Genomic DNA, 23,781 nt, shown 5'->3' with positions numbered 1-23,781 from the left:
GCACCTCTTGAAAAATAATGAATAAATACCCTATTGAACACTGGTCTTACTTACCCATGGCGACCAGTGCAAGAGACAGTATGATGAACAGGACTGCAGTGACGATGGTGATCTTGTTCAGGATGCCCTGATAACCACGACCTCTCTTCTTTCCAAATAGCTGCTCCGCACCTCCGGCGATGGAACCAGAAAGTCCATCACTGTTCCCCTCCTGTAGAAGAACGCTGAGGATCAGGAACAAACTGACTACTGCAAGTATGATCATTAACGCTGTATACATATCTATAAAATCCCTCCGTTGATATTCATAACTATATAAGAATAACACACGAAAATGTAAAAAGCAAGGATTTATCGGGGTATTGAACAAGTTTTTACTTAAAAATTAATGATTCCCATAAATTTTTCGGGTACGAGGCTGGCTCCCCCTACCAATGCTCCATCTACATCACCGTTTGCCATGATGTCGGTAGCGTTCTCAGGTTTCACGGAACCGCCATACTGGATGATCACCTGGTCGCAGGTATCTTCGTCGTAAAGTGCCTGTACCTTCTCTCTGATCAGAGTGCACATCTCGCCCGCCTGCTCCGGAGTCGCGGTCTTTCCGGTCCCGATAGCCCAGATCGGCTCATAGGCGATCACAAGCTTTGCCACATCCGCTGCGCTGAGCCCGGCCAGATCCGCTTCGATCTGTCCTTCAACGATCTCGGCAGCCTTTCCGGCCTCTCTCTGTTCCAGGTTCTCTCCCACACAGAGGATCGGGGTGATCTCGCTGTCTGCAAAGATCTTCTTCAGTTTCAGGTTGCAGGTCTCGTCCGTCTCGTTGAAGTACTGCCTTCTCTCAGAGTGCCCGATGACGCAATAGTCCACACCGATCTCTTTCAGCATGCCCAGAGAAACCTCTCCGGTGAATGCGCCCTCGTCTTCGTAGTGCACGTTCTGTGCGCCCACGCCGATCGTGGTCCCCGCAAAAGCTTCCTTCAGGGTGTCCAGCTGTGTGAACGGTGCACAGATTGCAGTCCTCACCTCTGTATCCTTGTACAATGCCTTGAATTCCTCCGCAAACGCTTTCGCCTCTGCCTTGGTTTTAAACATCTTCCAGTTTCCTGCGATAAACGGGATTCTCATTGCCATATCTATACCCTCCTATTGTTAGAATCCTATGCGGGGCAACCTGTTGTGCCCCGCACGCTTTTGTACTTACTTATCCTCGATCACGGCGATCCCCGGAAGTTCCTTGCCTTCCAGGAACTCAAGCGAAGCACCACCACCTGTAGAGATGTGAGTCATCTTGTCTGCAAAGCCCATCTGCTCAACAGCTGCAGCCGAATCACCACCGCCGATGATGGTCACCGCATCACTGTCTGCCATATAACTGGCGACTGCCTTGGTGCCTTCTGCAAAGTTGGGGAGCTCGAACACACCCATAGGTCCATTCCAGACAACGGTAGCTGCCTCTGCGATGGCCTTGCCGTAGAGTTCTCTGGTCTTGGGACCGATATCCATGCCCTCTCTGTCCGCCGGGATCTTGTCAAAGTCCACCACGACTCTCTCCGCATCGTTGCTGAACTCAGCGGCTGTCACCACATCGACAGGCAGAAGGATCTCTACTCCATTGTCCTTGGCTTTCTTCAGAAGCTCTGCGGCCAGCCCGATGTTGCCCTCGTCCAGAATGGACTTCCCGATCTCCAGTCCCATGGCCTTGAAGAAAGTATAGGACATTCCGCCTCCGATGATCAGTGTGTCCACCTTGGTGATCAGGTTCTCGATCACAGGGATCTTGTCACCGACCTTGGCACCACCCATGATGGCCAGGAAGGGTCTCTTGGGAGCTTCAACGGCTTCCCCCAGGAACTTGACTTCCTTCTCGATGAGGAAACCTGAGACACAAGGCAGGTACTCTGCGATGCCGGCTGTGGATGCATGGGCTCTGTGAGCTGTACCAAATGCGTCCTGCACAAAGATTTCTGCCAGGGAAGCCAGTTCCTTAGCAAATCCGGGATCATTGTCAGTCTCCTCTTTGCGGAAGCGGACATTCTCAATGAGCAGAACCTCGCCGCTGGCCAGGTTCTCAGCAGCGGCCTTGACAGAATCATCGACCACTACAGGACTGGATACGAACTTCACATCCTTCTTGAGATACTGAGACAGACGTTCAGCCACCGGTGCCAATGTGAACTCCATCTTGGGCTCTCCCTTGGGTCGTCCCATGTGGGACATCAGGATGACTTTGGCTCCCTCAGCGATCAGATACTCAATGGTGGGCAGCGCTGCCTTGATCCTGGTATCATCGGTGATAGCGCCATCGATCATGGGCACGTTGAAATCACATCTTACGATGACTTTCTTGTCTTTGACAATGATATCTTTTACTGTTTTCTTCATTGTATATTCCTCCAATGATCAAATGTAGTAAATTATTAACAATTTTTATCTTTCAGCGCAGGACCTGCGCGAAAAAACGATCAATACCGCCGCCTTCCGGAAGAGGACGGGATTCCCATCTCTTCTCTGTACTTGGCGACCGTTCTGCGGGAAATGTCGATTTCCTTCTCCTTCAGCAACTTCACGATAGCCTGATCACTGAGAGGCTTGCGTGGGTCCTCGTCTCCGATGATATCCTGGATCAGGACCTTTACACTGTTGGACGAAAGCCCCTCCTGTGCTCCCCTGACAGACACACCGCTGGTGAAGAAGTACTTCATCTCGTAGACCCCTCGAGGGGTCTGCATGTACTTCCCATTGATGGCCCGGCTCACGGTGGACTCATGAACCCCCACCTCGTCCGCCAGTTGCTTCAGGGTCAGCGTCTTGATGTAGCGTTCTCCCCGCTCAAAGAAATCTCTCTGGTAGCGCACGATGGCAGAGGCCACGTTGAAGATGGTCTGCTTGCGCTGCTCGATGCTCCGAATCAGCCACATAGCTGAATTGAGTCGTCCTGTCAGATATTCTCCCAGCTCCGGATCGGACTTGGCCTTACCGGACAGCTTCTGGTAATAGGAACTGACCCGAAGACGTGGAACACTGCTGTCGTTACTCGTGACGATGTATTCGTCATCTATCTTCTCCACGTTGACATCCGGTACCACATACTGTGGTCTGTCGCCACTGGAAGCAAACTGCCTGCCTGGCTTGGGTTCCAGGGATCGGATCAGATCGATGTAAGCCTGCGCTTCCACGTTGGTGACCCCCACCTCCCTGGCGATCTTACTCACTTTGTTTTCGGCCACTTCCGGCAGCATCTGCCAGATGATGGAACAAAGCTTGTCGTCCAGTTTTCCCACAGCTGTCAGCTGGATTTCCAAACACTCCGCCAGATTCCGGGCACCTACCCCACAGGGATCCATATCCTGGATCAACCCAAGTGCTTCCTCGAACTGCGCTTCCTCACACCCAAAAAAAGCACACACTTCCTCTGCGCCTGTGGTCAGATATCCGTTGTCGTCGATGGATTCGATCAGAAAACGGCAAATTTCTGCAAGATCCTCCTCCATTCTGGTCAGATTGAACTGATCCAGAAGGTGCTCCTGCAAAGTCTCCTCCACGGTGGCCATGTTCTCCAGTGAGGATCGTCTCTCTTCCGATGGACTCTCCCAGAGACGGTCTCTGCGATCATCGTAGTCGTCCTCCGCAAGATGGTCTCCGAGCTCCAATGCAACCAACTGCTCCTCCCTATCGCGCCGGTTGTCGTCCTCCTCCAAAACAGGATTCTCAATGAGTTCGTCATTCACATACTCGTAGAGGTCCAACGTGTTTAGTTGAAGGATCTTGATGGCCTGTACCATCTCCGGTGTCATAGAGAGTTGCTGTTTCTGTTTGATTGTCAGTTCGTAACCCAATCTCATCCGAACATGCTCCTCCACCGATTCCAATAGTCTTCTGAAAAATTATATCACATATCCACAATGAAATAAACCCGTCATTTCAGCCCGGGAAATCCAACCTGGCGCAACGCTTCAAACAGAATGATGTTGGCAGAGTTGGCCAGATTCAAAGAACGCAGGCGGGTATTGCTGCTCATCGGGATGCGGATCACCTGGTCCCTTCTGGCTTCGATCAGATCTCTGGGAAGTCCTCTGGTCTCCCGTCCGAACAGGAACATGTCCTCATCCATATATTGCTGCTGCGTATAGTAGTGTCCGCCTTTCGTACTGGCCAAAAACATGCGCCTGTCTCTATACTCGTTCAGAAACGCCTCCAGGCTCTCGTGTACGTGAAGATCCACGTACGGCCAGTAATCCAGACCTGCCCGGCGGACGGCTTTGTCCGAGATGGAAAAGCCAAGCGGTTCTACCAGGTGGAGAACGCTATTGGTAGCTGCGCAGGTTCTGGCGATGTTCCCCGTGTTCGGTGGGATCTCCGGTTCCACAAAGACGATATGAAATGCCATAGATAACTCCTTTCTAAACACCATGATACTGCATTTTCGGACAAAATCCAATACCTCCAGTGTATTGTATTTTCCTTGTCCGTATGGTAAGATAAATGCATGTTACGTAAAAGGAGATAGGAATATGAAGAAATACAGAATCGGCATACTCGGCCTTGGCAATGTCGGTCGGGGCACCTACGATGTAATGACAGATAACGCCGATCTCATCAAGCAGAGACTCGGCGCTGACTACGAGATCGTACGCGCGCTGGAGATAAACCCACAGGCGATCGAGCGGACTGGTATCGACCCTGCCAAGGTCACCGACAACGCAGATGATATTATCAAGGCAGAGGACATCGACATCGTGGTGGAATCTCTGGGGGGGATCGAGCCCTCTACGACCTGGATGCTCACCGCCATGGAACACGGAAAGAGTGTCGTCACGCCCAACAAGGCAGCAGTAGCTGCCAACTTCCAGAAGCTAATGGCGACCAGCAAGGAGAACGACGTTCTCTTCCGGTTTGAGGCCTGTGTTGGCGGCGGGATCCCCTGCCTGACCTCTATCCTTGAACCCCTGTCCGGAAACGATTTTCTTCAGGTCAGCGGTATCCTCAACGGGACCACCAACTACATCCTCAGCAAGATGTATGACGAGGGGCTGGACTACGATGTGATCCTGAAGGACGCCCAGGAGAAAGGCTTCGCGGAGGCCGACCCCACTGCCGATGTGGAAGGGATCGACTGTGCCAACAAGCTTTCCATTCTGATTTCCCTTTGCTTTGGCAAGTACATTCCGCCTATGGATATCCCGAGAACGGGAATCACAGGCGTGGATAAGGCGCAGATCGAGGCGGCCCGTGCTGCTGGCAACAAGATCAAACTCCTCTCCTATGCATCTCTGGATGAGAACGGCGAGGTAGACTGCTACGTCAAGCCGGTGGAACTGCCCCTTTCGCACCCCCTGTCCGGTGTGAACAACGAATACAACGCCATTTACATAACAGGAAATATGGTCGACGATGTCATGCTCTATGGCAAGGGTGCAGGTCCGCACCCCACAGGCAGTGCCATTGCCGGCGACATCATCAGTATCATGCGTGAATATAATAGATAATAACGGAGGAATTTGACATGAGTTTATATCAGGATTGGAAAGACTTGCTGGAGAACCAGACAGACGAGACCCTGGAGGCGTTCTGGGGAGAATACAGCGACGCAGAGATGAAGATCTACACCCACCTGCTGAAACATAAGGACGAACATCTGACAGGCAAATTGAGCGAATTGGCCGGTAAGTTCGAATGCCGCCCGGTGATCTTCATGGGCTTCCTGGACGGCGTAGAAACCAGCCTGGCAGAGGGATGCTCCCTCGACCTGGAGGCTTTGTCCGAGGATAGCGATGTGGATGTAGCAGTCGACTACCAGAAACTCTACCTGAACATGTGGAAAGCCGATGCCCCCCACCTCTACACCCTGGAAGCATGGGATAATGTGATCCCCCAGAAGGAACGTGAGAAGATCGGCCGTGACTACAAGAAGTCCAAGGTTTATCACGCACCCAAGAAACCCGGCAGAAATGACCCGTGTCCCTGTGGCAGCGGCAAGAAATACAAGAACTGCTGCGGAAAGAACTAGAATAATCCAAAAAACAATTATGGTAGGGGCTATCCCCTACCATTTTTTTGTTTACTTTCGCTCAAAGGTTTTTCTCACACAGTTCCCGGAGCACACACCGCTCACAATCTGGCTTCCGCGCACTGCAGCAGTTCCGACCGTGAAAGATAATGGTGTGGTGCGCTTCCGTCCAGCGATCCTCCGGAAGCACCTCCATCAATGCCTTCTCCGTCTTCAGCACATCCTTCTCGTGAACCAGTCCGATCCGGTTGCTGACGCGCTGCACGTGCGTGTCCACGGCGATCCTCTGGGCGCCAAACGCCTCTGCCTGGACTACATTCGCTGTCTTGCGGCCAACACCTGGCAGCGACATCAGTTCCTCCCTGCCCCGGGGCACTTCCCCGTCGAACTCCAGCACAAGTTTCTGTGCCATGGCAACGATATTTCGCGACTTGTTCTTGTAGAGTCCAAGCCGTTTGATGTACTCCGCCACATCCTCAGGCGTGGCCTGAGCCAGCGCCTCAGCATTCGGATAAGCCTGGAACAAAGCCGGGGTCACCTGGTTCACGCTTTTATCGGTTGTCTGTGCAGAGAGCGCAACCGCCACCAACAGCTGAAAGGGATCCATGTGATCCAGTGCACATCCCGCTTCCGGGTATTCTTCTCTAAGAAGATCCAATATCTCAATTACTGTATCCTTGTCCATAATAGTCACCTGTTCTCATTATACACATCCAGCTACGTCTTGACAAGGTGAAAGGAATCCCATAGAATAATTGTATACAATCATCAGGGAGAAAGCGATCATGTCCATTATTCAATATCTCGAATCCGACCATCCGACCAATCTGCCGCTATCCAGCGAAATATTTGTGAAACTCCGGGAAGACATCCTCACCGGCAAGCTTTCCAGTGGAGACAAACTGACAGAATCCAGAATATGCAAGGAATACGGACTGTCCCGCACACCGGTCAGAGAAGCCTTCCGGCAATTGGAAGCAGACGGCCTCATCGAAAACATTCCCAACCGGGGTGCTTTTGTGGTCGGACTCAGCAAGCAGGATATCCACGATCTCAAGATCCTCCGCGCCCAGAGCGAGATTCAGGCGGTTCGCTGGGCCGTCGAACGAATCACAGAAGAAGAACTGGAGGAACTCCAGGAAACCTTTGAATTCATGGAGTTCTACACCATGAAAAACGATATTCCCAAGATGTTGAACATCAATACCGCCTTTCATCAGATCATCTACAATGCCACCCACAACCACATGCTGACCCAGCAGTTGATCTCTTACCAGATGTACCTTCGTCACTGCGACCCCAGCAATTATTTTGCTCCGGGCTATCTGCGAGAAGTCCTTTCCGAGCACAGGGAGATCTTTGAAGCGTTGGAGACTGGAGACCCCGATGCCGGCGCTGAGGCCATGCGCACCCATCTACAGAATGCAGAGCACCGAAAGTTTTGATGCTGGATATCCCCCTAACAGGGGATCCCTCTTATCAGATCGGAAACACCAACTGGCTGTCGATCCAGCTCTCCTGTCTGGCATCCTTCACCTGGTCTTCCGGCATCTGATCTCCCACCAGCATCGGGCTGTCGGGATCATGGAGGGCTGCATTCTGAAGTACCGTTCTCCTGTCATAATTCGCATAGCAGTATCTACAGAAATGCCGACAGGTGTTATACGCTCCGATGTCATTGCCCATCAGACAATCACACCCGGGACGCACCAGATTCTGCGCCGGTGCACAGAGACGAACGCCGGAGGCCTTTTCCAGGACCTCCTTTGTCATACAACCAGAGACGTCCACCCCGTAGGGCGCCAGTTCCGTCCCCTCAAAGCAACTTCGCACCACCATTCCATTTTGCTTTCCAATCTCAGCAAAAGCCTCTCCGATCCTTTGCCGATCCTCTTTGCAGACGGGTTTCCCCTGAGGGAAGTTTCTTTTTGTCTTCTCATAAAGATCCAGAAAACTGATGACCACCTGCCCTGTGCTTCCACGAAGCTTCTCTGCCATCTCCCGAAACGCTTCCAGATGGTATTGCAGACTGTATTTCTCTGTGAGCAGGATGGGGTCATAGCGCCAGCTGACAGCCTCCGGACCAACGACCTCCGAAAGTCGACAAAAGTCCTCCATCACCTGGGATCTGTCAGGAACGTTTTTCTCGATGTCTTTCCCATATGGCGTTATGGTGACAAACCAGAACTGCCTGTAACTGGACAGTTCGTCCATATGAGGCAGCATGGGTGCAGGATTCTTGGTGCAGAAGATGAGAAGATCCACAACAGACGGATCCAGTCGATACCTGGTCACATGCGTCGGGTCATAGGGATTGCGAACAAGGACAAAGCCTTCTTGCAGCCGGTTTAAAAACCACCGGCTGTAGAAGGCTGGAATGTCTGTACGTTGTCCTGTATTGATGATCATGCGATCACCGGATCCCCAGAAGCGGCGACCTTCACATCCAATCCGTCCGTTCCCTTATCTACGATCACGCTACATCCCTCGTAGATCTGCCCTTCGATGATCCTGCGGGCAAGTTCTGTTTCCAGGGTGCTCTGCAGGTACCGTTTCACCGGCCGGGCGCCGTAATTTGGATCGTAAGCCTGATCTGCCACATACTCCTTGGCGGCCTCAGTCAATGACAGGGTAATGTCGCGGCCGGAAAGTCTACGGGCCACATCTGATACAGACAGGTCGATGATGCTGACGATCTGCTCCTTTGTGAGCGGACTGAAGACCACCACGTCATCCACACGGTTCAGGAACTCCGGCTTGAAGTAATTCCTGAGCTGCTTTTCCACGCTATCCTTCACTTCCTCGGAGATCGTCCCATCCTCTCGGATGTTATCGATCAGATCGGCACTGCCGATGTTGGAGGTCATGATGATCACTGTGTTCTTGAAGTCCACTGTCCGTCCCTGGTTGTCCGTCAGTCGTCCATCATCCAACAACTGCAGCAGGATGTTGAACACGTCCGGATGCGCCTTCTCGATCTCATCGAACAGGATCACACTGTAAGGCCGACGCCGCACAGCTTCTGTCAACTGACCGCCCTCATCATATCCAACATATCCCGGAGGCGCGCCCACCAGTCTGGACACGGCGTGCTTCTCCATGTACTCCGACATGTCGATACGGATCATATTCTTCTCTGTATCGAACAAAGCTTCCGACAGCGTCTTGGCAAGTTCAGTCTTTCCGACACCTGTGGGTCCCAGGAATATGAAAGAACCAATTGGCCGGTTTTCGTTTTTCAGTCCGGCCCGTGCCCGCAGGATGGCCTCCGATACGATCTTCACGCCCTCATCCTGGCCGATGACACGACGATGCAGGATCTCTGGCAGCTTCAGCAACTTGTCTCTCTCTGTTTCAACCAGCTTAGCCACAGGGATGTTGGTCCATGCAGAAATGACCTCTGCGATTTCCTCCTCGTTGACTTCTTCCTGGAGCAGCCTCTTCTCCTTGGCGGTCTCCGACTTCTCTTTCTCCTCTGCCAGTTTTTTCTCCAGCGCAGGGATGGTTCCGTTCTGCAGTTCGGCCATGCGGCCCAGATCATAGTTGCGTTCCGCCTCTTCCAGAGAACGTCTGGCATCCTCGATCTGTTGTTTGATCTCCTTCACCTTGGAGATGGCCTGTTTCTCTTCCTCCCACTGCGCACGCATGACAGAATTCTCATCATTCAACTCTGCCAGTTCCTTCTCCAGCGCTTCCAACCGTGCCTGCGAAGCCTTGTCATCTTCCTTGGCCAGCGAAGTCTTCTCGATCTCAAGCTGCATGATCTTCCGGCTGATCTCATCAAGCTCGGCCGGCATACTGTCGATCTCTGTCCGAATCCTGGCTGCCGCCTCGTCCATCAGGTCGATGGCTTTGTCGGGCAGAAACCGGTCGGTGATGTAGCGATCCGACAGCGTTGCACAGGCTACCAGCGCACCGTCAGTAATACGGACGCCGTGATAGACCTCAAACTTTTCCTTAAGGCCGCGGAGAATAGAGATCGTATCCTCCACTGAGGGCTGATCCACCAATACCCGCTGGAACCGGCGCTCCAGTGCCGCATCCTTCTCGATGTACTTCCTGTATTCGTCCAGGGTGGTGGCTCCGATGCAGTGAAGCTCCCCTCTGGCAAGTTTCGGTTTCAAGAGGTTGCCGGCATCCATGGATCCTTCCGTCCTGCCAGCACCCACGATATTGTGGAGCTCATCGATGAACAGGATGATTCGTCCATCAGACTTGTCGATCTCGTTCAACACCGCCTTCAAACGCTCCTCGAACTCTCCCCGGAACTTTGCCCCCGCTATAAGAGCACCCATGTCTAAGGCAAATATCGTCTTATCCTTCAGGTTCTCGGGTACATCTCCCTTCAGGATACGCTGGGCCAATCCTTCTACAACGGCGGTTTTACCTACACCAGGCTCGCCGATGAGCACCGGATTGTTCTTGGTCCTTCTTGACAGGATCCGAATAGCATGGCGGATCTCTTCGTCACGGCCAATCACCGGGTCCAGCTTGCCGTCCCTGGCCATCTCCACCAGGTCGCGGCCGTATTTCTCCAGTGCCTCATAGTTCTCTTCCGGATTCTGACTGGTAACCCTCTGATTTCCTCTCACCTTGGACAAAGCCTCCAGGAACCGATTCCTGTCGATCCCATACTTGCCGAAGATCGTCGCAGAAGGTGTCCTCTTCTCATTCAAAAGCGCCAGATACAGGTGCTCCACGCTGACGTAGTCATCCTTAAACTGGTCCGCCTCCTTCTCTGCCTGAATAAAGAGCTCACTAAGCCGTCTGGACGCATATACGTTTCCGGCCGCTCCAGACACCTTCGGCAATTTCTGCATCTCTGCTTCCAGATCTGCGATCACAAGCGAAGGCTCGACTCCCATATACTTCACAAGTTTCGGGATCAAACCATCCTTCTGCATCATCAGCGCCAGGTGCAGATGCTCTCCTGACAGTTCCTGATGACCCTCAGACAAAGCCATATTCTGGCTGTCCATAATCGCATTCTGTGCGTTCTGTGTGTATCTTTCTGCGTTCATTGCTCCACCTCCCCTTTTGAGATTTCTGTATATCCATTGTTTCTTTAACTACCTTATGCAATCATTGTAAACCATGAAATACAAAAAGTAAAGAACTTTTTAGCACTCGACATAAAAGAGTGCTAACAATATCGCATAAAAAAACACGACTCTTATTATGAGCCGTGTGATGAGTCTACATTCCTGACAACAGAATGTTCGTCAAAAGACTCCAGGCGCCGTTCACCAACGGAGTCAGGATCATATCCGTCACATTCAACAGGATCAGTGCCAGAAGAATGAATATGCCATACTGATAGATGGTGCTGTACCAACTGAACCGGCGCAGATCGAAGATCTCTGTCAGGATCCCGAATCCGTCCAATGGCGGAACCGGAATCAGGTTGAACACCATAAGCACCAGATTGATGAATACCACGTTTCTGATGATCTCCAGCACGATGCCACCCACCGACGAAACTGCAAAAGTCGGTGTCAGCGAAAACAGCAGCCGGATCACTAACATGAACAAGATAGCGATCAACAGGTTCATGACCACCCCCGCAAGGGAAACCATGAATTCGTCACGCCGCCTGTGTTTGTAGTATCTGGGATCGATCTCTACCGGGATTCCCCAGCCGAATCCTGCAAAAAACAGGCACAGGAAACCGATGGGATCGATGTGAGCCATTGGGTTCAGTGTAAGTCTGCCCTGCTGCTTAGGTGTCGGGTCTCCCAACTTGTAAGATACGATACCATGGGCAAACTCGTGAAATGAAAGACCGATGATAATACCAGGAAGCAGTAACAGTTCCTGATAGATCCACTGCGGAAAGTTCGAGAAACTGCCATCCAATACGTTCAGGATCACCATCGCCCCGATGACAATGGCGATAGGCATCAGACTGTTTCTGCTCATAGAGTCTCCTTGGACGCAGCAAGTGCATCCAGAGAATCATGGCACTCATCGATGGTCCGCTTGTGTGCGTCGATCCGTTCCAGGATCCCTTTCTCTTCCTCGCCGGGTTCTGCACCCTCCTCCTGCAGTTGATTGAGATAGATCTCCCCAAGTTTCTGCAGTTCTCCGCGAACCGCCTTCTGCTCTGAACGGATCTTCTGCTTAAGTTTGCTCGATTCCATGAAGTCGCTTGCCGCATCGGATGTAGAACGAATACTTTCCTGCAATAACTCGAATAATGCCATATGTTCCCCCTATTTACAGTTCTTCAGTTTGGTTTCCTTGGTCAGGATGAACTCCTTCTTGGTCAGGAAGGAATCCATCTCCAGTTTCGGATCGAAGTGGAAATCCAGATCATCGATGCCTTTCTTCTTGGCTGCTACCCGAATGATCTGCTGGGTCAGCCAGGGGTTGCACACCAGCATAGGTCCCAGGGTATTGGTAAAGATGGAATTCCATTTGATGATTCCCTCTGTGCGATCCTTTCCAAGATTACCGTATCCATAGAGCAGATGTCCAAAGGGTTTTTCGTTGCCAATGTCCAGGTTGCCCATGCGGATCTGATTTCCTATGATCTCCATTTCCGCATCATTATATACACACTTGAAATAGATGTCGTCTCCGTAGACATCCTCCTTCTCTCCGTAGATCGCTCGGAGAAGGCCCAGCCCATACATCTCAGAACCATCTGCCCTCAGCACCTGATGGCAGAAGAGACCAATGGAGGTGCCGGTCACGATCAACGGATGTCCACCGGATACAAATCCGGTCAGCTTATCCTTATAGGGTGTCAGCCAGTCCACCACATCCTGGAAACAGGCAATCTCTCCCGGCGCACAGAACAGAACGTCATAGTTGGCAGGTTCAAACCCTTCCGTAGAAAAGTCGATCTTCTCCACCACAGGAGACAGCCCTGCCAGCTGTGCAAATCTGGCCAACGCCAGCAAATTCCCCCGTTCACCGTGAAGGAACAGGGTGTCTGGGAACAGCCATCCAATCTTGAAATCACTCATATACTGCACCTTCTTCCTTCAGGAATTTCTCCATATGTTCATAGGTGTGAAGCCATGTTATCAGGTAAATATTGTCAGTCTCTGCTTCTTCGATTTCCTGGAAGATCGTATGGATATCTTCTGTGTCGGCGATGGTGATCAACGTCGGATCAACTCCCTCGTAGATTAATCGATTGGCGGTATCGTAGCATACCCGCTCCGAGAAACAGAAGTACTTCTCTACATCTCCCTGCACTAGTTTTGACAGATCACAGTCAAAAGCATAGAAGGAATTAGCATAATGCGGAATCATGTCCACCAGCGGACACAGACCGAGTGCGATCATTTTTCTGTTCGGATCTGCGGCCATCACATTGATACTGGTCTGAAGTGTCTCCGGATTTTCCTGCTTGATACGCATATATTTGATAGTCTTTCCCTTGTAATGCATGATCTCAAACCGGCCGCCCACGTTCTTGAAGCTGGCGAAGGCTCTTGATGCATCTGCAGGTGCAATGCCACCCAGTTCCTGGGCTACCGCAATAGCTGCCGCATAATTGTAGAGCATATATGGCGTGTCATAGGGCATTGGGAAGCTCTCTCCACAGGCGACAAAGCTTCGTTCCCCGAAGTTCACATCCGTGAGCTCATAATCTGCGTGTTCAATACTGGAAAGCCCACAGTTGTCACAGTGGAACCTGCCGATACCGTCTGTGTTATAGTAATCAAAGGAGATCTTGTGGTGGCACCTCGGACATGGCATGGTCACGTAACTGTCGTTCTTGGTAAATGCTTCACTGTGCTGCGCAACACCATATGTGACCACTTCATTTGCCAGATCCGCAAAGGACATGGTCCTGGGCTCTTCGTTGTTCAGGAAAAGCTTGGTGTATTCCCCGCCAAAGGCTTTCCTGACCTTGCGGTAGATGAAATCCGGATCTCCGTTTCTCTGCACCTGATCTTTCTGCAGGTTCGTGATCAGAATATTGGCTGCGGGGATCTGCTTCCTGATCAATGGCATGTAGCGCTCATCTGTCTCAAAGATATAGTAATCTGCGCTGAGCCGCCCGGTCAGACTGCAGGCTTTTATCAACGCGGTCGCTACACCGTAGATCAGATTGGCACCTTCCAGATTGGATACTACGGTCTTCCCGTTTTCACGGAAGATATGGTTGATCAGGTTGTTTGTCGTGGATTTGCCATTGGTACCCGTGATAAACAACACCTTTCCCGGGTCGATTCCCTTGAAATGCAACAGCATGAAGGGATCCACCCTCATGGCTTTCTGACCGGCCAGGTTGGAACCTCTGCTCGGGTCGATCCGCCCGATCAGCCAATTTAGAAACTTACCCAGCCAGAGTGCAATCAAAAATTTCATCTCTGTTCCTGCCTCTCTATCAGTTTTCCTTCCAGACTGAAGGTCTTTCCTCTTGTGATCTCCACATCGACAAACTTTCCTGTGAGCGATGGATCCCCAGCAAAATTCACAAGTTTAAACCCGTCTGTTCGTCCAGCCAACGTGTTGCTGTCACGTTTGCTGGGGCCTTCTACCAGAACACGTTCGATCCTGCCCTCGTACTTTGCGTTCTTCTCTGCACTGATTCTGTCAACCATAGATACAAGACGATTGAACCGTTCGTGTTTGACATCCTCTGGGATCTGCTCCTCATAGGAGGCCGCCGGAGTACCCTTCCGAATCGAATACAGGAAGGTAAAAGCAGAATCGTACCGGACTTCCTCCACCATTCTCAGTGTATCCTGGAATTGCTCCTCGGTCTCTCCCGGAAATCCCACGATGATATCTGTAGAGATGGTGATCTCCGGCACCGCCTCTCGCAGTTTGCGTACGATCTCCAGATAACTCTCTCTGGTATAGTGACGGTTCATCCTCTGCATGATCTCCGTGCTTCCGGATTGCACCGGAAGATGGATGTTCTTACAGAGTTTGTCACAGGTACGGAACACCTCGATCAGTTCATCTGACAGATCCTTCGGGTGGGAAGTCATGAAACGTATCCGCTCGACACCTTCGATCTCGGCGATCTGCCGGATGAGATGAGCGAAAGAGACTTTGTTCCCTGCCTGATCCTCCCCGCGATAGGAGTTCACATTCTGCCCCAGGAGCATAACCTCTCGAACACCGTCTTCCGCAAGACCACGGATCTCCTGAAGTATGTCCTCCGGTCTCCGGCTTCGCTCCCGTCCTCTGGTATAGGGGACGATGCAATAGGTGCAGAAGTTGTTGCAGCCGTACATGATGTTCACCAACGCTTTGCATTGGTACAGACGGCTAGCCGGCAGGCCTTCCACCATCTCTTCTGCCTGGTCCGGCACTTCGATGATCTTGGCGCGCTCCGAGATAACATTCCGCAGGAGCTCAGGAAGTCTGTGAATATTGTGCGTACCAAATACCAGATCTACCCAGGGGTATTTTGCTTTCAATGTATCGATGATATGCTGCTGCTGCATCATGCAGCCGCATACACAGACGATCAGATCGTCCTCCTGTTCTCTCCGATGCTTCAGCTGCCCCAACGTACCAAAGAAGCGCTTGTCTGCGTTCTCTCGAACAGAGCATGTGTTCATGATGAGGATATTCGCCTCTCTCCGTTCATCTGCCGGTGTGTACCCCATTTCCTGAAGCATTCCGGCCATGATCTCAGAGTCATGCTCATTCATCTGGCAGCCAAAGGTGGTGATGTGGAATTTTCTGCTCATCGGTTCATTTCGTGCTTTCTGGAACGTCCCATCAGAAGCTCCACAGCTTCCTTGGCATCGATCCGCTCGTTGATGCATTCATAGATGCATTCAGTGATCGGCATCTCCACCCCTACCTTCTCTGCCAGGTCATGGGCTGCTACGGCGGTGAACATTCCCTCTACCACCATGCCGACCTTCTCAACGGCCTCACTGGGCTTGATACCTTCCCCGATCATGATACCGCAACGGCGGTTTCTGGAGTGCATACTGCAGCATGTGACGATCAGATCACCCACACCGGTAAGTCCGGCAAAGGTTTCTTCCTTTGCGCCCAGCTTGACACCAAGACGGCTCATCTCTGTAATACCTCTGGTCATCAGCGCAGCTTTGGCGTTATCGCCGAATCCGATACCATCAGAGATACCTGCTCCCAACGCGATGATGTTCTTCAGGGCACCACCCAGTTCCACACCGCACACATCGTCATTGGTGTAGACGCGGAAGCGATCCGTAATAAACACATCCTGAACGTACTCTGCCAGCTTGCGGTCATCGGAAGCCACGGCCACCGTCGTCGGCATTGCACGTCCTACCTCCTCTGCATGAGAAGGTCCGGAAAGCACTACATACTTCACATCCGGCTTGAGTATCTTCGCGATTTCAGACATGCGCATCAGGGTACCCTTCTCGATCCCCTTTGCCACGTTCACGACAACCATGTTATCCTCCAGGAACGGGATCGCATGTTCAAAAGCGCTGCGGAAATGCTGCGCCGGTGCAGAGAACAGCGCAATATCAGCGCCATCCAGGGCTTCTGCAGAGTCATCCACGATCTTTAGATTCTCCGGAAACGGGATCCCCGGCAAATACCTGACATTCTCCCTATGTGCTTTCATCTCTTCAATATGCGAAGCATCCACGTCGCAGATCCGAACATCATGACCTTTGCCGGCCAGTGTCAGTGCCAATGCAGTTCCCCAGCTACCTGCTCCGATTACGCCAATTGTCTTCATATCATTCCCCTTTCCTGTCTCTCTTATGGAAATTCAATTTATTTTCTTCACCACGGACAAGCCTCATCAGGTTGCTCCGGTGCTTGAAAATCACGATCAGTGCCATCACTACGCCATAAGGCACAAAGCCGGGTTCCAGCCACATACACAGAAACGGACATGCGATGGCTGCCGTCAAGGACCCCAGCGAAACATATCTGGACAGAAGCACTACCACAGCTACGATCAGCAGGCATAGAAGCGCCATCCTCCAGTCGATAGCCAGAAACGCGCCAAACGCGGTGGCTACTCCCTTTCCCCCCTGAAACCTCAGGAGTACCGGGAACACATGTCCCAGCAGTACGGCCAGCGCACAGGCATAAGCCGCAACCGAAGAACAAAGCCATCCGCCCAGCAAAACCGCCAGAACGCCTTTGGCGATATCGATCACAAGTGTGATAACGGCTGCCTTGGCCCCCAACACACGAAACGTATTGGTGGTGCCTGCATTGCCACTGCCTTCCTTCTTGATGTCATGACCTGCCATCTTCGCCTGGATCGTAGAAGGAGATATGTTCCCCAGAAAATAAGCGATGACGACAGACAAAATAAAATATCCATTAACCATCATTGATCCTTCTCTCTCTTCTCTCTGAACACGAACTTGATGGAAGTACCTTCAAACCCGAAGGTATCCCGGATCCTGTTTTCGATATAGCGGGAGTAGGAGAAGTGCATCAGGCTCCGCTTGTTCACCTGGAAGGAGAAGAGCGGTGGCTCGATACCAACCTGTGTTACATAGTATATCTTCAGTCTCTTCCCCTTGTCGGAAGGCGGTTGTTTCATCATCATCGCATCCGCGATCAGGCTGTTCAGCTGTCCTGTCGGAATCCTGGTCTTTCGGATCTGGGCCACCTTGTCAGCGGTCTTCATGACCTCCTGCAACCGAACGTTATCCTTCACCGAGGTGAACACCACTGGTGCATAGGTGGCGAATACGAGTTCAGAAAGCACCTTCTGCCGGAAGTCCCTCATGGTATTGGTTTCCTTCTCGATCAGATCCCACTTGTTGACCACGACTACGATCCCTTTTCCGGCCTCATGGGCGATTCCACAGATCTTCTTGTCCTGCTCTGTCACGCCTTCTGCCGCATCGATCATCAGGATACAAACATCTGAACGCTCGATGGCAGCTACTGCACGGAGCACGCTGTATTTCTCGATATTCTCATACACCTTGCTCTTACGCCGAATGCCAGCCGTATCGATCAGGACGTATTCCTCACCCTGCCAACGGAAAGGTGTGTCGATGGAATCTCTGGTAGTACCGGCGATGTCTGATACGATAACCCTGTTCTCCTTGATGAGTGCGTTGATGAGTGAAGATTTCCCCACGTTTGGCTTTCCGATCACCGCCAGATGTGTCCGGTCATCCTCTCCTTCTCCGGCCCCCTTTGGGAAAGCCGCAACCACCTCATCCAGCACATCTCCGAAATTGAGTTTGTTGGCGGAAGAGACCGGGATCGGTTCGCCGATCCCCAGCTCATAGAAATCATACAGGGTGTCCGGTGGATCGGAGGGCTTGTCGATCTTGTTTACAAGAAGGATGACTTTCTTTCCGGTCTTGCGGAGCATGGCAGCGACTTCCTCGTCTGCAGCTGTCATCCCTTCCTTCCCGTCTACCATGAAGATGATCACATTAGCCATATCCATAGCCACCTGCGCCTGCTCCCGCATCTGGGACAGGATGACGTCCTTGCTATCCGGCTCGATACCACCTGTGTCGATCAGACCGAAGTGTACGCCGTTCCACTCCGCCTCCGCATAGATTCTGTCTCTGGTCACACCGGGGGTGTCCTCCACGATGGAGACTCGGCGTCCCACGATGCTGTTGAAGAACGTGGACTTTCCCACGTTTGGTCTGCCGACCACGGCCACGATTGGCTTACTCATTGAAAATACCTCCGGCAAACTCTTCTGCGTCAAATTCCTGGATGTCTTCGATGCCCTCTCCTGTTCCAATGAACTTGATGGGCATGTCGAACTCGTCTGCGATGGTGATGGCGATCCCACCCTTTGCAGTGCCATCCAGTTTGGTGATCACCACACCGGAGATCTCCGCCACCTCGTTGAACTCTTTAGCTTGAGAGATCGCGTTCTTGCCGTTGGTGGCATCCAGGATCAAAAGGGTTTCTCTGTCTGCCTCAGGATACTCTCGGCTGATCACACGGTTCATCTTCTCAAGCTCTGTCATAAGGTTCTTCTTGGTCTGTAACCTTCCTGCCGTATCACATATCAGCACGTCGATGTGCTTGGCTTTTGCCGACTGGATCGCATCAAACAGGACAGCGCTGGGATCTGCGCCCTCCTGATGCATGACGGTGTTGACACCGATGCGCTTGCCCCAGATGTCAAGCTGCTCCGCTGCCGCGGCGCGAAAGGTATCTGCGGCGGCAAACATGACAGTCTTGCCTTCTCTCTTGAGTTTGTTTCCCAGTTTGGCGATGGTGGTGGTCTTACCACCTCCATTGATGCCGATCATCATGATGACCAGCGGGGTCTTGTCGGATAATTTGTTACGCTCTCCCTTGTCGATCAGTCGGGCTATGATCTGTTTCAGTCCCTTTCTGACGTTCTTGGAAAGGACGATGGCATTATCCTTGATGTACGTGCGCAATTCCTCCATGATGTTCATGGTGGTATCCATGCCGATATCCGAGGTGATGAGGATCTCTTCGATCTCATCCATCATGTCCTCATCGATCTCAACGTGCATATACAAAGCATCATTCAGCCGTTCCGCCAGCTTTCCGAAAAAAGATTTTTTTCTTTCTGATATTCTTTCCATCATGCCTCCTCTATTCTACTCTCGCCGATCAGTTGACATACTCTTTTGGATCGTAATCTCCCATTCTGAGGCTGAGCATCTTGGATACACCGTGTTCCGGCATGGTAATGCCGTACAGCACATCCGCGGTCTCCATGGTAGCCTTCTGGTGAGTGATCAGCGCAAACTGCGTCTCTGAAAACTTCTGCAGATAGTGGGAAAACTTGTAGATGTTCTCGTCGTCCAGCGCTGCCTCCACCTCGTCAAGAATACAGAATGGAGTCGGCTTTGCCTTCAGCACAGCGAACATCAACGCAATGGCCGTCATGGTCTTTTCTCCACCAGAGAGCAGGTTGATATTCTGCAGCCGCTTTCCCGGAGGCTGCGCAACAATATCGATGCCGGATTCCAGAGGATCGGATTCGTTCTCCATTCGAAGTTCAGCATGCCCGCCACCAAACAACTCTGTGAACACACTCTCAAAATTCTCTTCGACCCTGTTGAAGTTTTCCCGGAAGGTTCGGATGATGGTCCTATCAAGATCCGTGATGATGGCAGTGAGTTCCTGCATAGCCTTCACCACATCATCTCGCTGGGAGGTCAGGAACTCGTACCGTTGACTCACCTGACGGAACTCTTCGATAGCGCCTACGTTCACGTCACCGATCTCTCGGAGTTCTTTTCGGATCTCCCTGCTCTCCCTGGTGGCTGCACCAACCGCAAAATCTTCCTGCCGCCGGTCTAACGCCTGGGCATAGGTCACCTCGAACTCTGTCCAGAGCCGCTCCTTCATGTTCTCCATCTGGGTCTCGTTCTTGGCCAGACGGATCTCCATCTGGTATTTCTGATCCCTCAGAGCGTTGATCTTCTGCTCCGTCTCTGCAGTCATCTCCGAGATTTCCCTGGCTCTGGCCAGCAATGTCTCCTTTTCTTTTCCCACTGCGGCTAGTCGGCCGTCCAGTTCTTCTCTTTTCTTTTCCAGCTCTTCCAGTCTCTGATCAGCGTCGTCACTATTTGTATCAAGCTCGCCGACTGCACGCGTGAGCTCCTCCAGTTCCTCTTGCTTGTCTTCGATCTGGAAGGTGATATCTTCGATGGATTCTCTGACTCTGCTCAGAAGTTCCTCGATTCCTTCCGTCTTCTCTTCTGCACGTTCCGCCTCGATCCGTGCCTCAGTGATCTCGTCCCCGGCTTTGTCGACCGCATCTTTGGTTTCGCGGTGCTCCTCAGACAGCATATCCATCTCGTGGGTGATCCTGTCGATCTCAGACTCGGCCTCCTTGGATTCCTGCACCATCTGAGCGATGAGTTTGTCCACGTCACTCAGTTCCTGATCAATGCTTTCGATCTCGGTTTTGTTTTTGGCGATCACGTCTTCGCGATCGTCGATGTCATTGCTGAGAGAAATGATCTGCTCTCTCATAGTCGCCTGCCTGAGCGCATGTTCCTGCGCTTCCTTGCGGAGATCATCCATCTGCTCCTGCAACTGCCGCAGTTGCTCTCTTACCTCGCTGTAGGTGGCAGCGACTGAGGATAATTCCTCGGATTTCTCCGCGAGCTGTGTCTTCATTCTGTCGATCTCGTTCCGACGCTCCAAAAGCCCCGCGGACTTGTTCTTGAAGCGTCCGCCGGTGATGGCTCCGCTGGCGTTGATGACCTCGCCCTCCAGTGTCACGAAACGCACACCGTTCCTCATATACTTGGACATGGCGATGGCAGAATCCAACGTGTCCACCACGGCTACACGTCCCAGCAGATACTCGTATACGTTCCGGTAGCGCTCATCAAACTGCACCAGGTCTACTGCCATACCAATGAAACCTTTGTCCCGCAGCACCCTTTCCTCTGGACGCACGGTGCGCCCCTTGATGGAGGTGACAGGCAGGAAGGTCAGTCGCCCGACCTTGTTGATCTTAAGCACCGTGATAGCGCGCTTGGCACTGTCGTCATCCTCTGAGATGATGTTCTGCATCGCGCCGCCCATGGCGGTCTCAATTGCGGTCTCGTAACCATCCGGTACCTTCATCATCTCACCGGCCACGCCGCAGATGCCCTTCAGTCCCATCCGCATAATGTATTTGACGGCGTTGTTGTAGCCCTCGTGGTTTTGTTCCAGTTCCTCAATGGTACGGCAACGGGACTCCATGCTCCCGCATTCGATCTTCAGTTCCTCGATCTTTCTGCGGAAATCGGCTTCCTTCTCCTGCGCCTTCTGTAACGCATCAGCTGTCTCTTTCCTTCTGGTCGTGAGATCACCACCGGTACTGCGATCTTTCGACTGCGCATCTTCCATCTCGGACAAAGTCCTGCGATCTTCTTTCAGTTCTTCTTCCAATTCCTGGATCTCCTGCAGGATGTTTGTTTTTCTTTCCTGCAAGGTCACCTTGAAATTCTCGTAAGAGCTGGCTTCGCTGCGCTTGGAAGAGGCCTTGCCAGATAGGTCGATGATCTTCTCGTTCCCCTGATCCATCTTCTCGGTGAACCTTGTGGATTCCGAGGTCATCTTCTGATAGACGTCGATCTTCTCGTCCAGGCGCTTCCGGGCTTCGTTAGCCTCGATTCGAGTCTTCAGCCGTTCCTGATTCAGACGTTCTTCCTCGCTCTTCTCGGTGGTCAGTTTCTTCTCCGCCTCTGCGATCTCTGCATGCAGACGCTCTTCCTCTCTGTGATAGTTAGCCAGTGTCTGACGGTTCAGCTCACTCTGGCTGCTGATGGAATTGATCTCCTCAATGACCGCCAGTTTCCCGGTATGTGCTTCCTCGCTGATCTTGTCCAGCGTGGAACTTCTGCTGTTGTTCTCGGCCAGCTCCCTGTCCGTGTCGACCTTGCTTTTCTCAAGGTCTCCGATCGTCTGTCCCAGAGCTGCTGCATCATCGCGGAACTGTAGATCCCGCTTCTCGGCATTCTCTATGTTTCGAAGGGTGATGTTGATCTCCAGATCCTGATAGCGTTCTCGCAGCGTTAGATAGCGCTGAGCCTTCCGGCTATCCTCCTCCAGACCTCCGATCCTGCCTTCGATCTCTCCCACTATATCTTCTATCCTGTCCAGATTGTTTCTGGTACCAGCCAGTTTGCGTTCTGCCTCGGCTTTCCTGGTCTTGTAGGCCACAATGCCGGCGGCCTCCTCAAAGATCTCCCTGCGTGTTTCGGACTTGTTGCTGACGATATCCGCAATCTTTCCCTGTCCGATGATAGAGTATCCATCCACACCGATCCCTGTATCCATGATCAGTTCCCTGATATCCTTCAGCCTGCAGGGATTGTTATTGATCAGATATTCGCTCTCACCCGAGCGGTACATCCTTCTGGTGATGGCGACTTCCTTGTATTCTATATCAAGGATCCCTGCGGAGTTGTCGATGACCAGCGTAACCTCCGCCATACCACGCGGACGCCTGCTCTCGGTTCCGTTGAAGATCACTTCTTCCATCTTGCCTCCACGAAGTGCCTTAGGACTCTGTTCTCCCAAAACCCAGCGCAGCGCATCACTGATGTTGCTCTTTCCACTTCCGTTGGGACCAACGATACAGGTGACCCCCTCGTGAAAATCCATCACGACCGGTTCGGCAAATGACTTGAAGCCATGCATTTCCAGTCTTTTAAAGTACATTAAATAAGTCCTCCGTCTAGTGTATTTCTGGCCGCATTCTGTTCTGCCTCCTTCTTGCTGTGACCGCTGCCCTTTCCCAGGATCCGGTCATTGCAGCAAAGGTGAACGTAGAAGACCTTGTCGTGGTCCGGTCCCTCTGTGCGGTCCAGAACATAACGAATCACAGGTGCGGTGCCGTCCTTCTGCAGGATTTCCTGTACCTGTGTCTTATAGTCGCTGAAAAGCTTTCCTTCCTTCGCTTTTCGGATGGTATCCGAAAACTCCCTGAGCACAAAGCCCTGGACGGCCTCGTAACCGCCGTCCAGGAAGATGGCGCCGATCACCGCCTCCACAGCATCCGCTATGATAGAGGAGCGATGGCGGCCTCCGTTCCGGCTCTCGCCATTCCCCATGAACAGCAACGCGCCGATTCCGAGTCTGTTTCCCAGTTCTGCCAGAGACTGTTCGCATACCACCTGCGCTCTGAGCTTGGTCAGGTTGCCCTCGGCCACCTGTGGCATGTGGCTATATAGGTAGGCACTGACCACAGCATCCAGATAGGCATCTCCCAGAAACTCAAGCCGCTCATTACATCTCCCGTGGGGGATCCCGTGCTCCCGGCAATAGGAACTGTGGGTAAGCGCCGTTTTCAAAAGATCCTTGTTCTGGAACTCATAGTGTAGCTTGTTTTCGATCGTTTCTATTTCCATCTG

At 52.1% G+C, this 23,781-nt stretch carries 22 protein-coding genes; 3 read left to right on the top strand and 19 right to left on the bottom strand.

Annotated features, from left to right (window positions below; genetic code table 11):
- Positions 1-46 precede the first annotated feature (46 nt).
- The 5 genes from secG to trmL all read right to left on the bottom strand — a co-directional run bounded on the left by secG (position 47) and on the right by trmL (position 4,390).
- Positions 47-265, bottom strand: coding sequence for a preprotein translocase subunit SecG (secG, locus tag P156_RS0101885; protein WP_369770372.1), 219 nt, complete (start codon positions 263-265; stop codon positions 47-49).
- 113 nt (positions 266-378) lie between these two features.
- Complete coding sequence (gene tpiA, locus P156_RS0101880; RefSeq protein ID WP_027868698.1) at positions 379-1,128, bottom strand: triose-phosphate isomerase; 750 nt, start codon at positions 1,126-1,128, stop codon at positions 379-381.
- Positions 1,129-1,200: 72 nt separating this feature from the next.
- Positions 1,201-2,385, bottom strand: a complete 1,185-nt coding sequence (pgk, locus tag P156_RS0101875; protein ID WP_027868697.1) for a phosphoglycerate kinase — start codon at positions 2,383-2,385, stop codon at positions 1,201-1,203.
- An 80-nt stretch (positions 2,386-2,465) separates the two neighbouring features.
- Positions 2,466-3,845 (bottom strand): RNA polymerase factor sigma-54, encoded by a 1,380-nt coding sequence (gene rpoN, locus P156_RS0101870; protein WP_027868696.1) that lies wholly within the window; start codon positions 3,843-3,845, stop codon positions 2,466-2,468.
- 74 nt (positions 3,846-3,919) lie between these two features.
- A complete protein-coding gene (gene trmL / locus P156_RS0101865; protein WP_027868695.1) occupies positions 3,920-4,390 on the bottom strand; it encodes a tRNA (uridine(34)/cytosine(34)/5-carboxymethylaminomethyluridine(34)-2'-O)-methyltransferase TrmL in 471 nt (156 codons plus the stop codon).
- 124 nt (positions 4,391-4,514) lie between these two features.
- Here trmL and P156_RS11155 point away from each other — a divergent pair, with 124 nt between their 5' ends.
- Together P156_RS11155 and P156_RS0101855 are read left to right on the top strand one after the other, a co-directional pair.
- Entirely contained in the window at positions 4,515-5,489 is a 975-nt protein-coding gene (locus P156_RS11155; RefSeq protein WP_034802066.1) for a homoserine dehydrogenase, read from the top strand.
- Between the two features lie 17 nt (positions 5,490-5,506).
- Positions 5,507-6,010: an SEC-C metal-binding domain-containing protein gene (locus P156_RS0101855; RefSeq protein ID WP_027868694.1), complete on the top strand. Its 504-nt coding sequence runs from the start codon at positions 5,507-5,509 to the stop codon at positions 6,008-6,010.
- A gap of 61 nt (positions 6,011-6,071) precedes the next feature.
- On the opposite strand, the gene nth is transcribed toward P156_RS0101855, so the two are convergent.
- On the bottom strand, positions 6,072-6,695 hold the full coding sequence (gene nth, locus P156_RS0101850) for an endonuclease III (protein WP_027868693.1): 624 nt from the start codon (positions 6,693-6,695) through the stop codon (positions 6,072-6,074).
- A gap of 100 nt (positions 6,696-6,795) precedes the next feature.
- Between nth and P156_RS0101845 the strand changes: the two genes are divergently transcribed.
- Entirely contained in the window at positions 6,796-7,455 is a 660-nt protein-coding gene (locus P156_RS0101845; protein WP_027868692.1) for a GntR family transcriptional regulator, read from the top strand.
- 34 nt (positions 7,456-7,489) lie between these two features.
- Here the strand turns inward: P156_RS0101845 and P156_RS0101840 are convergent, their stop codons facing one another.
- From P156_RS0101840 to rnc, 13 genes are all read right to left on the bottom strand, one after another.
- A complete protein-coding gene (locus P156_RS0101840; RefSeq protein WP_027868691.1) occupies positions 7,490-8,419 on the bottom strand; it encodes a DUF1848 domain-containing protein in 930 nt (309 codons plus the stop codon).
- Positions 8,416-11,031 carry an ATP-dependent chaperone ClpB gene (clpB, locus tag P156_RS0101835; protein ID WP_027868690.1) on the bottom strand — a complete coding sequence of 872 codons (2,616 nt, stop codon included), beginning with the start codon at positions 11,029-11,031 and terminating at the stop codon, positions 8,416-8,418. The genes P156_RS0101840 and clpB overlap by 4 nt, the downstream gene beginning before the upstream one ends.
- Positions 11,032-11,206: 175 nt before the next feature.
- Positions 11,207-11,929 carry a site-2 protease family protein gene (locus tag P156_RS0101830; protein WP_051600512.1) on the bottom strand — a complete coding sequence of 241 codons (723 nt, stop codon included), beginning with the start codon at positions 11,927-11,929 and terminating at the stop codon, positions 11,207-11,209.
- The gene (locus P156_RS0101825) at positions 11,926-12,213 is read right to left on the bottom strand and encodes a hypothetical protein (protein ID WP_027868688.1); all 288 of its coding nucleotides are present in this window, start codon (positions 12,211-12,213) and stop codon (positions 11,926-11,928) included. The genes P156_RS0101830 and P156_RS0101825 overlap by 4 nt, the downstream gene beginning before the upstream one ends.
- A gap of 9 nt (positions 12,214-12,222) precedes the next feature.
- The gene (locus tag P156_RS0101820; RefSeq protein WP_027868687.1) at positions 12,223-12,981 is read right to left on the bottom strand and encodes a cobalamin biosynthesis protein CobQ; all 759 of its coding nucleotides are present in this window, start codon (positions 12,979-12,981) and stop codon (positions 12,223-12,225) included.
- Positions 12,974-14,338: a Mur ligase family protein gene (locus P156_RS0101815; protein ID WP_027868686.1), complete on the bottom strand. Its 1,365-nt coding sequence runs from the start codon at positions 14,336-14,338 to the stop codon at positions 12,974-12,976. Before P156_RS0101815 ends, P156_RS0101820 begins: the two co-directional genes overlap by 8 nt.
- Entirely contained in the window at positions 14,335-15,678 is a 1,344-nt protein-coding gene (miaB, locus tag P156_RS0101810; RefSeq protein ID WP_027868685.1) for a tRNA (N6-isopentenyl adenosine(37)-C2)-methylthiotransferase MiaB, read from the bottom strand. The genes P156_RS0101815 and miaB overlap by 4 nt, the downstream gene beginning before the upstream one ends.
- Positions 15,675-16,673: an NAD(P)H-dependent glycerol-3-phosphate dehydrogenase gene (locus P156_RS11150; protein WP_034802062.1), complete on the bottom strand. Its 999-nt coding sequence runs from the start codon at positions 16,671-16,673 to the stop codon at positions 15,675-15,677. The genes miaB and P156_RS11150 overlap by 4 nt, the downstream gene beginning before the upstream one ends.
- 1 nt (position 16,674) lies before the next feature.
- Positions 16,675-17,283: a glycerol-3-phosphate 1-O-acyltransferase PlsY gene (gene plsY / locus P156_RS0101800; protein ID WP_027868684.1), complete on the bottom strand. Its 609-nt coding sequence runs from the start codon at positions 17,281-17,283 to the stop codon at positions 16,675-16,677.
- Positions 17,280-18,605 (bottom strand): ribosome biogenesis GTPase Der, encoded by a 1,326-nt coding sequence (gene der, locus P156_RS0101795; protein WP_027868683.1) that lies wholly within the window; start codon positions 18,603-18,605, stop codon positions 17,280-17,282. Before der ends, plsY begins: the two co-directional genes overlap by 4 nt.
- Positions 18,598-19,503 carry a signal recognition particle-docking protein FtsY gene (gene ftsY, locus P156_RS0101790; protein ID WP_051600510.1) on the bottom strand — a complete coding sequence of 302 codons (906 nt, stop codon included), beginning with the start codon at positions 19,501-19,503 and terminating at the stop codon, positions 18,598-18,600. Before ftsY ends, der begins: the two co-directional genes overlap by 8 nt.
- A 25-nt stretch (positions 19,504-19,528) precedes the next feature.
- Positions 19,529-23,089: a chromosome segregation protein SMC gene (smc, locus tag P156_RS0101785; RefSeq protein ID WP_027868681.1), complete on the bottom strand. Its 3,561-nt coding sequence runs from the start codon at positions 23,087-23,089 to the stop codon at positions 19,529-19,531.
- Positions 23,089-23,778 carry a ribonuclease III gene (gene rnc, locus P156_RS0101780; protein WP_034802057.1) on the bottom strand — a complete coding sequence of 230 codons (690 nt, stop codon included), beginning with the start codon at positions 23,776-23,778 and terminating at the stop codon, positions 23,089-23,091. Before rnc ends, smc begins: the two co-directional genes overlap by 1 nt.
- Positions 23,779-23,781 lie beyond the last annotated feature (3 nt).

It is taken from the genome of Eubacterium sp. AB3007 (assembly GCF_000688015.1).
Taxonomy (GTDB): domain Bacteria; phylum Bacillota; class Clostridia; order Peptostreptococcales; family Anaerovoracaceae; genus Aminicella.
The sequence above is the reverse complement of the archived record's forward strand: the minus strand, read 5'-3'. Positions and strand labels throughout refer to the sequence as shown.

What these genes read in the sequence shown, in the direction of transcription:
- secG (WP_369770372.1), bottom strand. Translation starts at nt 265, where the DNA reads ATGATCATACTTGCAGTAGTCAGTTTGTTCCTGATCCTCAGCGTTCTT.
- tpiA (WP_027868698.1), bottom strand. Translation starts at nt 1,128, where the DNA reads ATGAGAATCCCGTTTATCGCAGGAAACTGGAAGATGTTTAAAACCAAG.
- pgk (WP_027868697.1), bottom strand. Translation starts at nt 2,385, where the DNA reads ATGAAGAAAACAGTAAAAGATATCATTGTCAAAGACAAGAAAGTCATC.
- rpoN (WP_027868696.1), bottom strand. Translation starts at nt 3,845, where the DNA reads ATGAGATTGGGTTACGAACTGACAATCAAACAGAAACAGCAACTCTCT.
- trmL (WP_027868695.1), bottom strand. Translation starts at nt 4,390, where the DNA reads ATGGCATTTCATATCGTCTTTGTGGAACCGGAGATCCCACCGAACACG.
- P156_RS11155 (WP_034802066.1), top strand. Translation starts at nt 4,515, where the DNA reads ATGAAGAAATACAGAATCGGCATACTCGGCCTTGGCAATGTCGGTCGG.
- P156_RS0101855 (WP_027868694.1), top strand. Translation starts at nt 5,507, where the DNA reads ATGAGTTTATATCAGGATTGGAAAGACTTGCTGGAGAACCAGACAGAC.
- nth (WP_027868693.1), bottom strand. Translation starts at nt 6,695, where the DNA reads ATGGACAAGGATACAGTAATTGAGATATTGGATCTTCTTAGAGAAGAA.
- P156_RS0101845 (WP_027868692.1), top strand. Translation starts at nt 6,796, where the DNA reads ATGTCCATTATTCAATATCTCGAATCCGACCATCCGACCAATCTGCCG.
- P156_RS0101840 (WP_027868691.1), bottom strand. Translation starts at nt 8,419, where the DNA reads ATGATCATCAATACAGGACAACGTACAGACATTCCAGCCTTCTACAGC.
- clpB (WP_027868690.1), bottom strand. Translation starts at nt 11,031, where the DNA reads ATGAACGCAGAAAGATACACACAGAACGCACAGAATGCGATTATGGAC.
- P156_RS0101830 (WP_051600512.1), bottom strand. Translation starts at nt 11,929, where the DNA reads ATGAGCAGAAACAGTCTGATGCCTATCGCCATTGTCATCGGGGCGATG.
- P156_RS0101825 (WP_027868688.1), bottom strand. Translation starts at nt 12,213, where the DNA reads ATGGCATTATTCGAGTTATTGCAGGAAAGTATTCGTTCTACATCCGAT.
- P156_RS0101820 (WP_027868687.1), bottom strand. Translation starts at nt 12,981, where the DNA reads ATGAGTGATTTCAAGATTGGATGGCTGTTCCCAGACACCCTGTTCCTT.
- P156_RS0101815 (WP_027868686.1), bottom strand. Translation starts at nt 14,338, where the DNA reads ATGAAATTTTTGATTGCACTCTGGCTGGGTAAGTTTCTAAATTGGCTG.
- miaB (WP_027868685.1), bottom strand. Translation starts at nt 15,678, where the DNA reads ATGAGCAGAAAATTCCACATCACCACCTTTGGCTGCCAGATGAATGAG.
- P156_RS11150 (WP_034802062.1), bottom strand. Translation starts at nt 16,673, where the DNA reads ATGAAGACAATTGGCGTAATCGGAGCAGGTAGCTGGGGAACTGCATTG.
- plsY (WP_027868684.1), bottom strand. Translation starts at nt 17,283, where the DNA reads ATGATGGTTAATGGATATTTTATTTTGTCTGTCGTCATCGCTTATTTT.
- der (WP_027868683.1), bottom strand. Translation starts at nt 18,605, where the DNA reads ATGAGTAAGCCAATCGTGGCCGTGGTCGGCAGACCAAACGTGGGAAAG.
- ftsY (WP_051600510.1), bottom strand. Translation starts at nt 19,503, where the DNA reads ATGATGGAAAGAATATCAGAAAGAAAAAAATCTTTTTTCGGAAAGCTG.
- smc (WP_027868681.1), bottom strand. Translation starts at nt 23,089, where the DNA reads ATGTACTTTAAAAGACTGGAAATGCATGGCTTCAAGTCATTTGCCGAA.
- rnc (WP_034802057.1), bottom strand. Translation starts at nt 23,778, where the DNA reads ATGGAAATAGAAACGATCGAAAACAAGCTACACTATGAGTTCCAGAAC.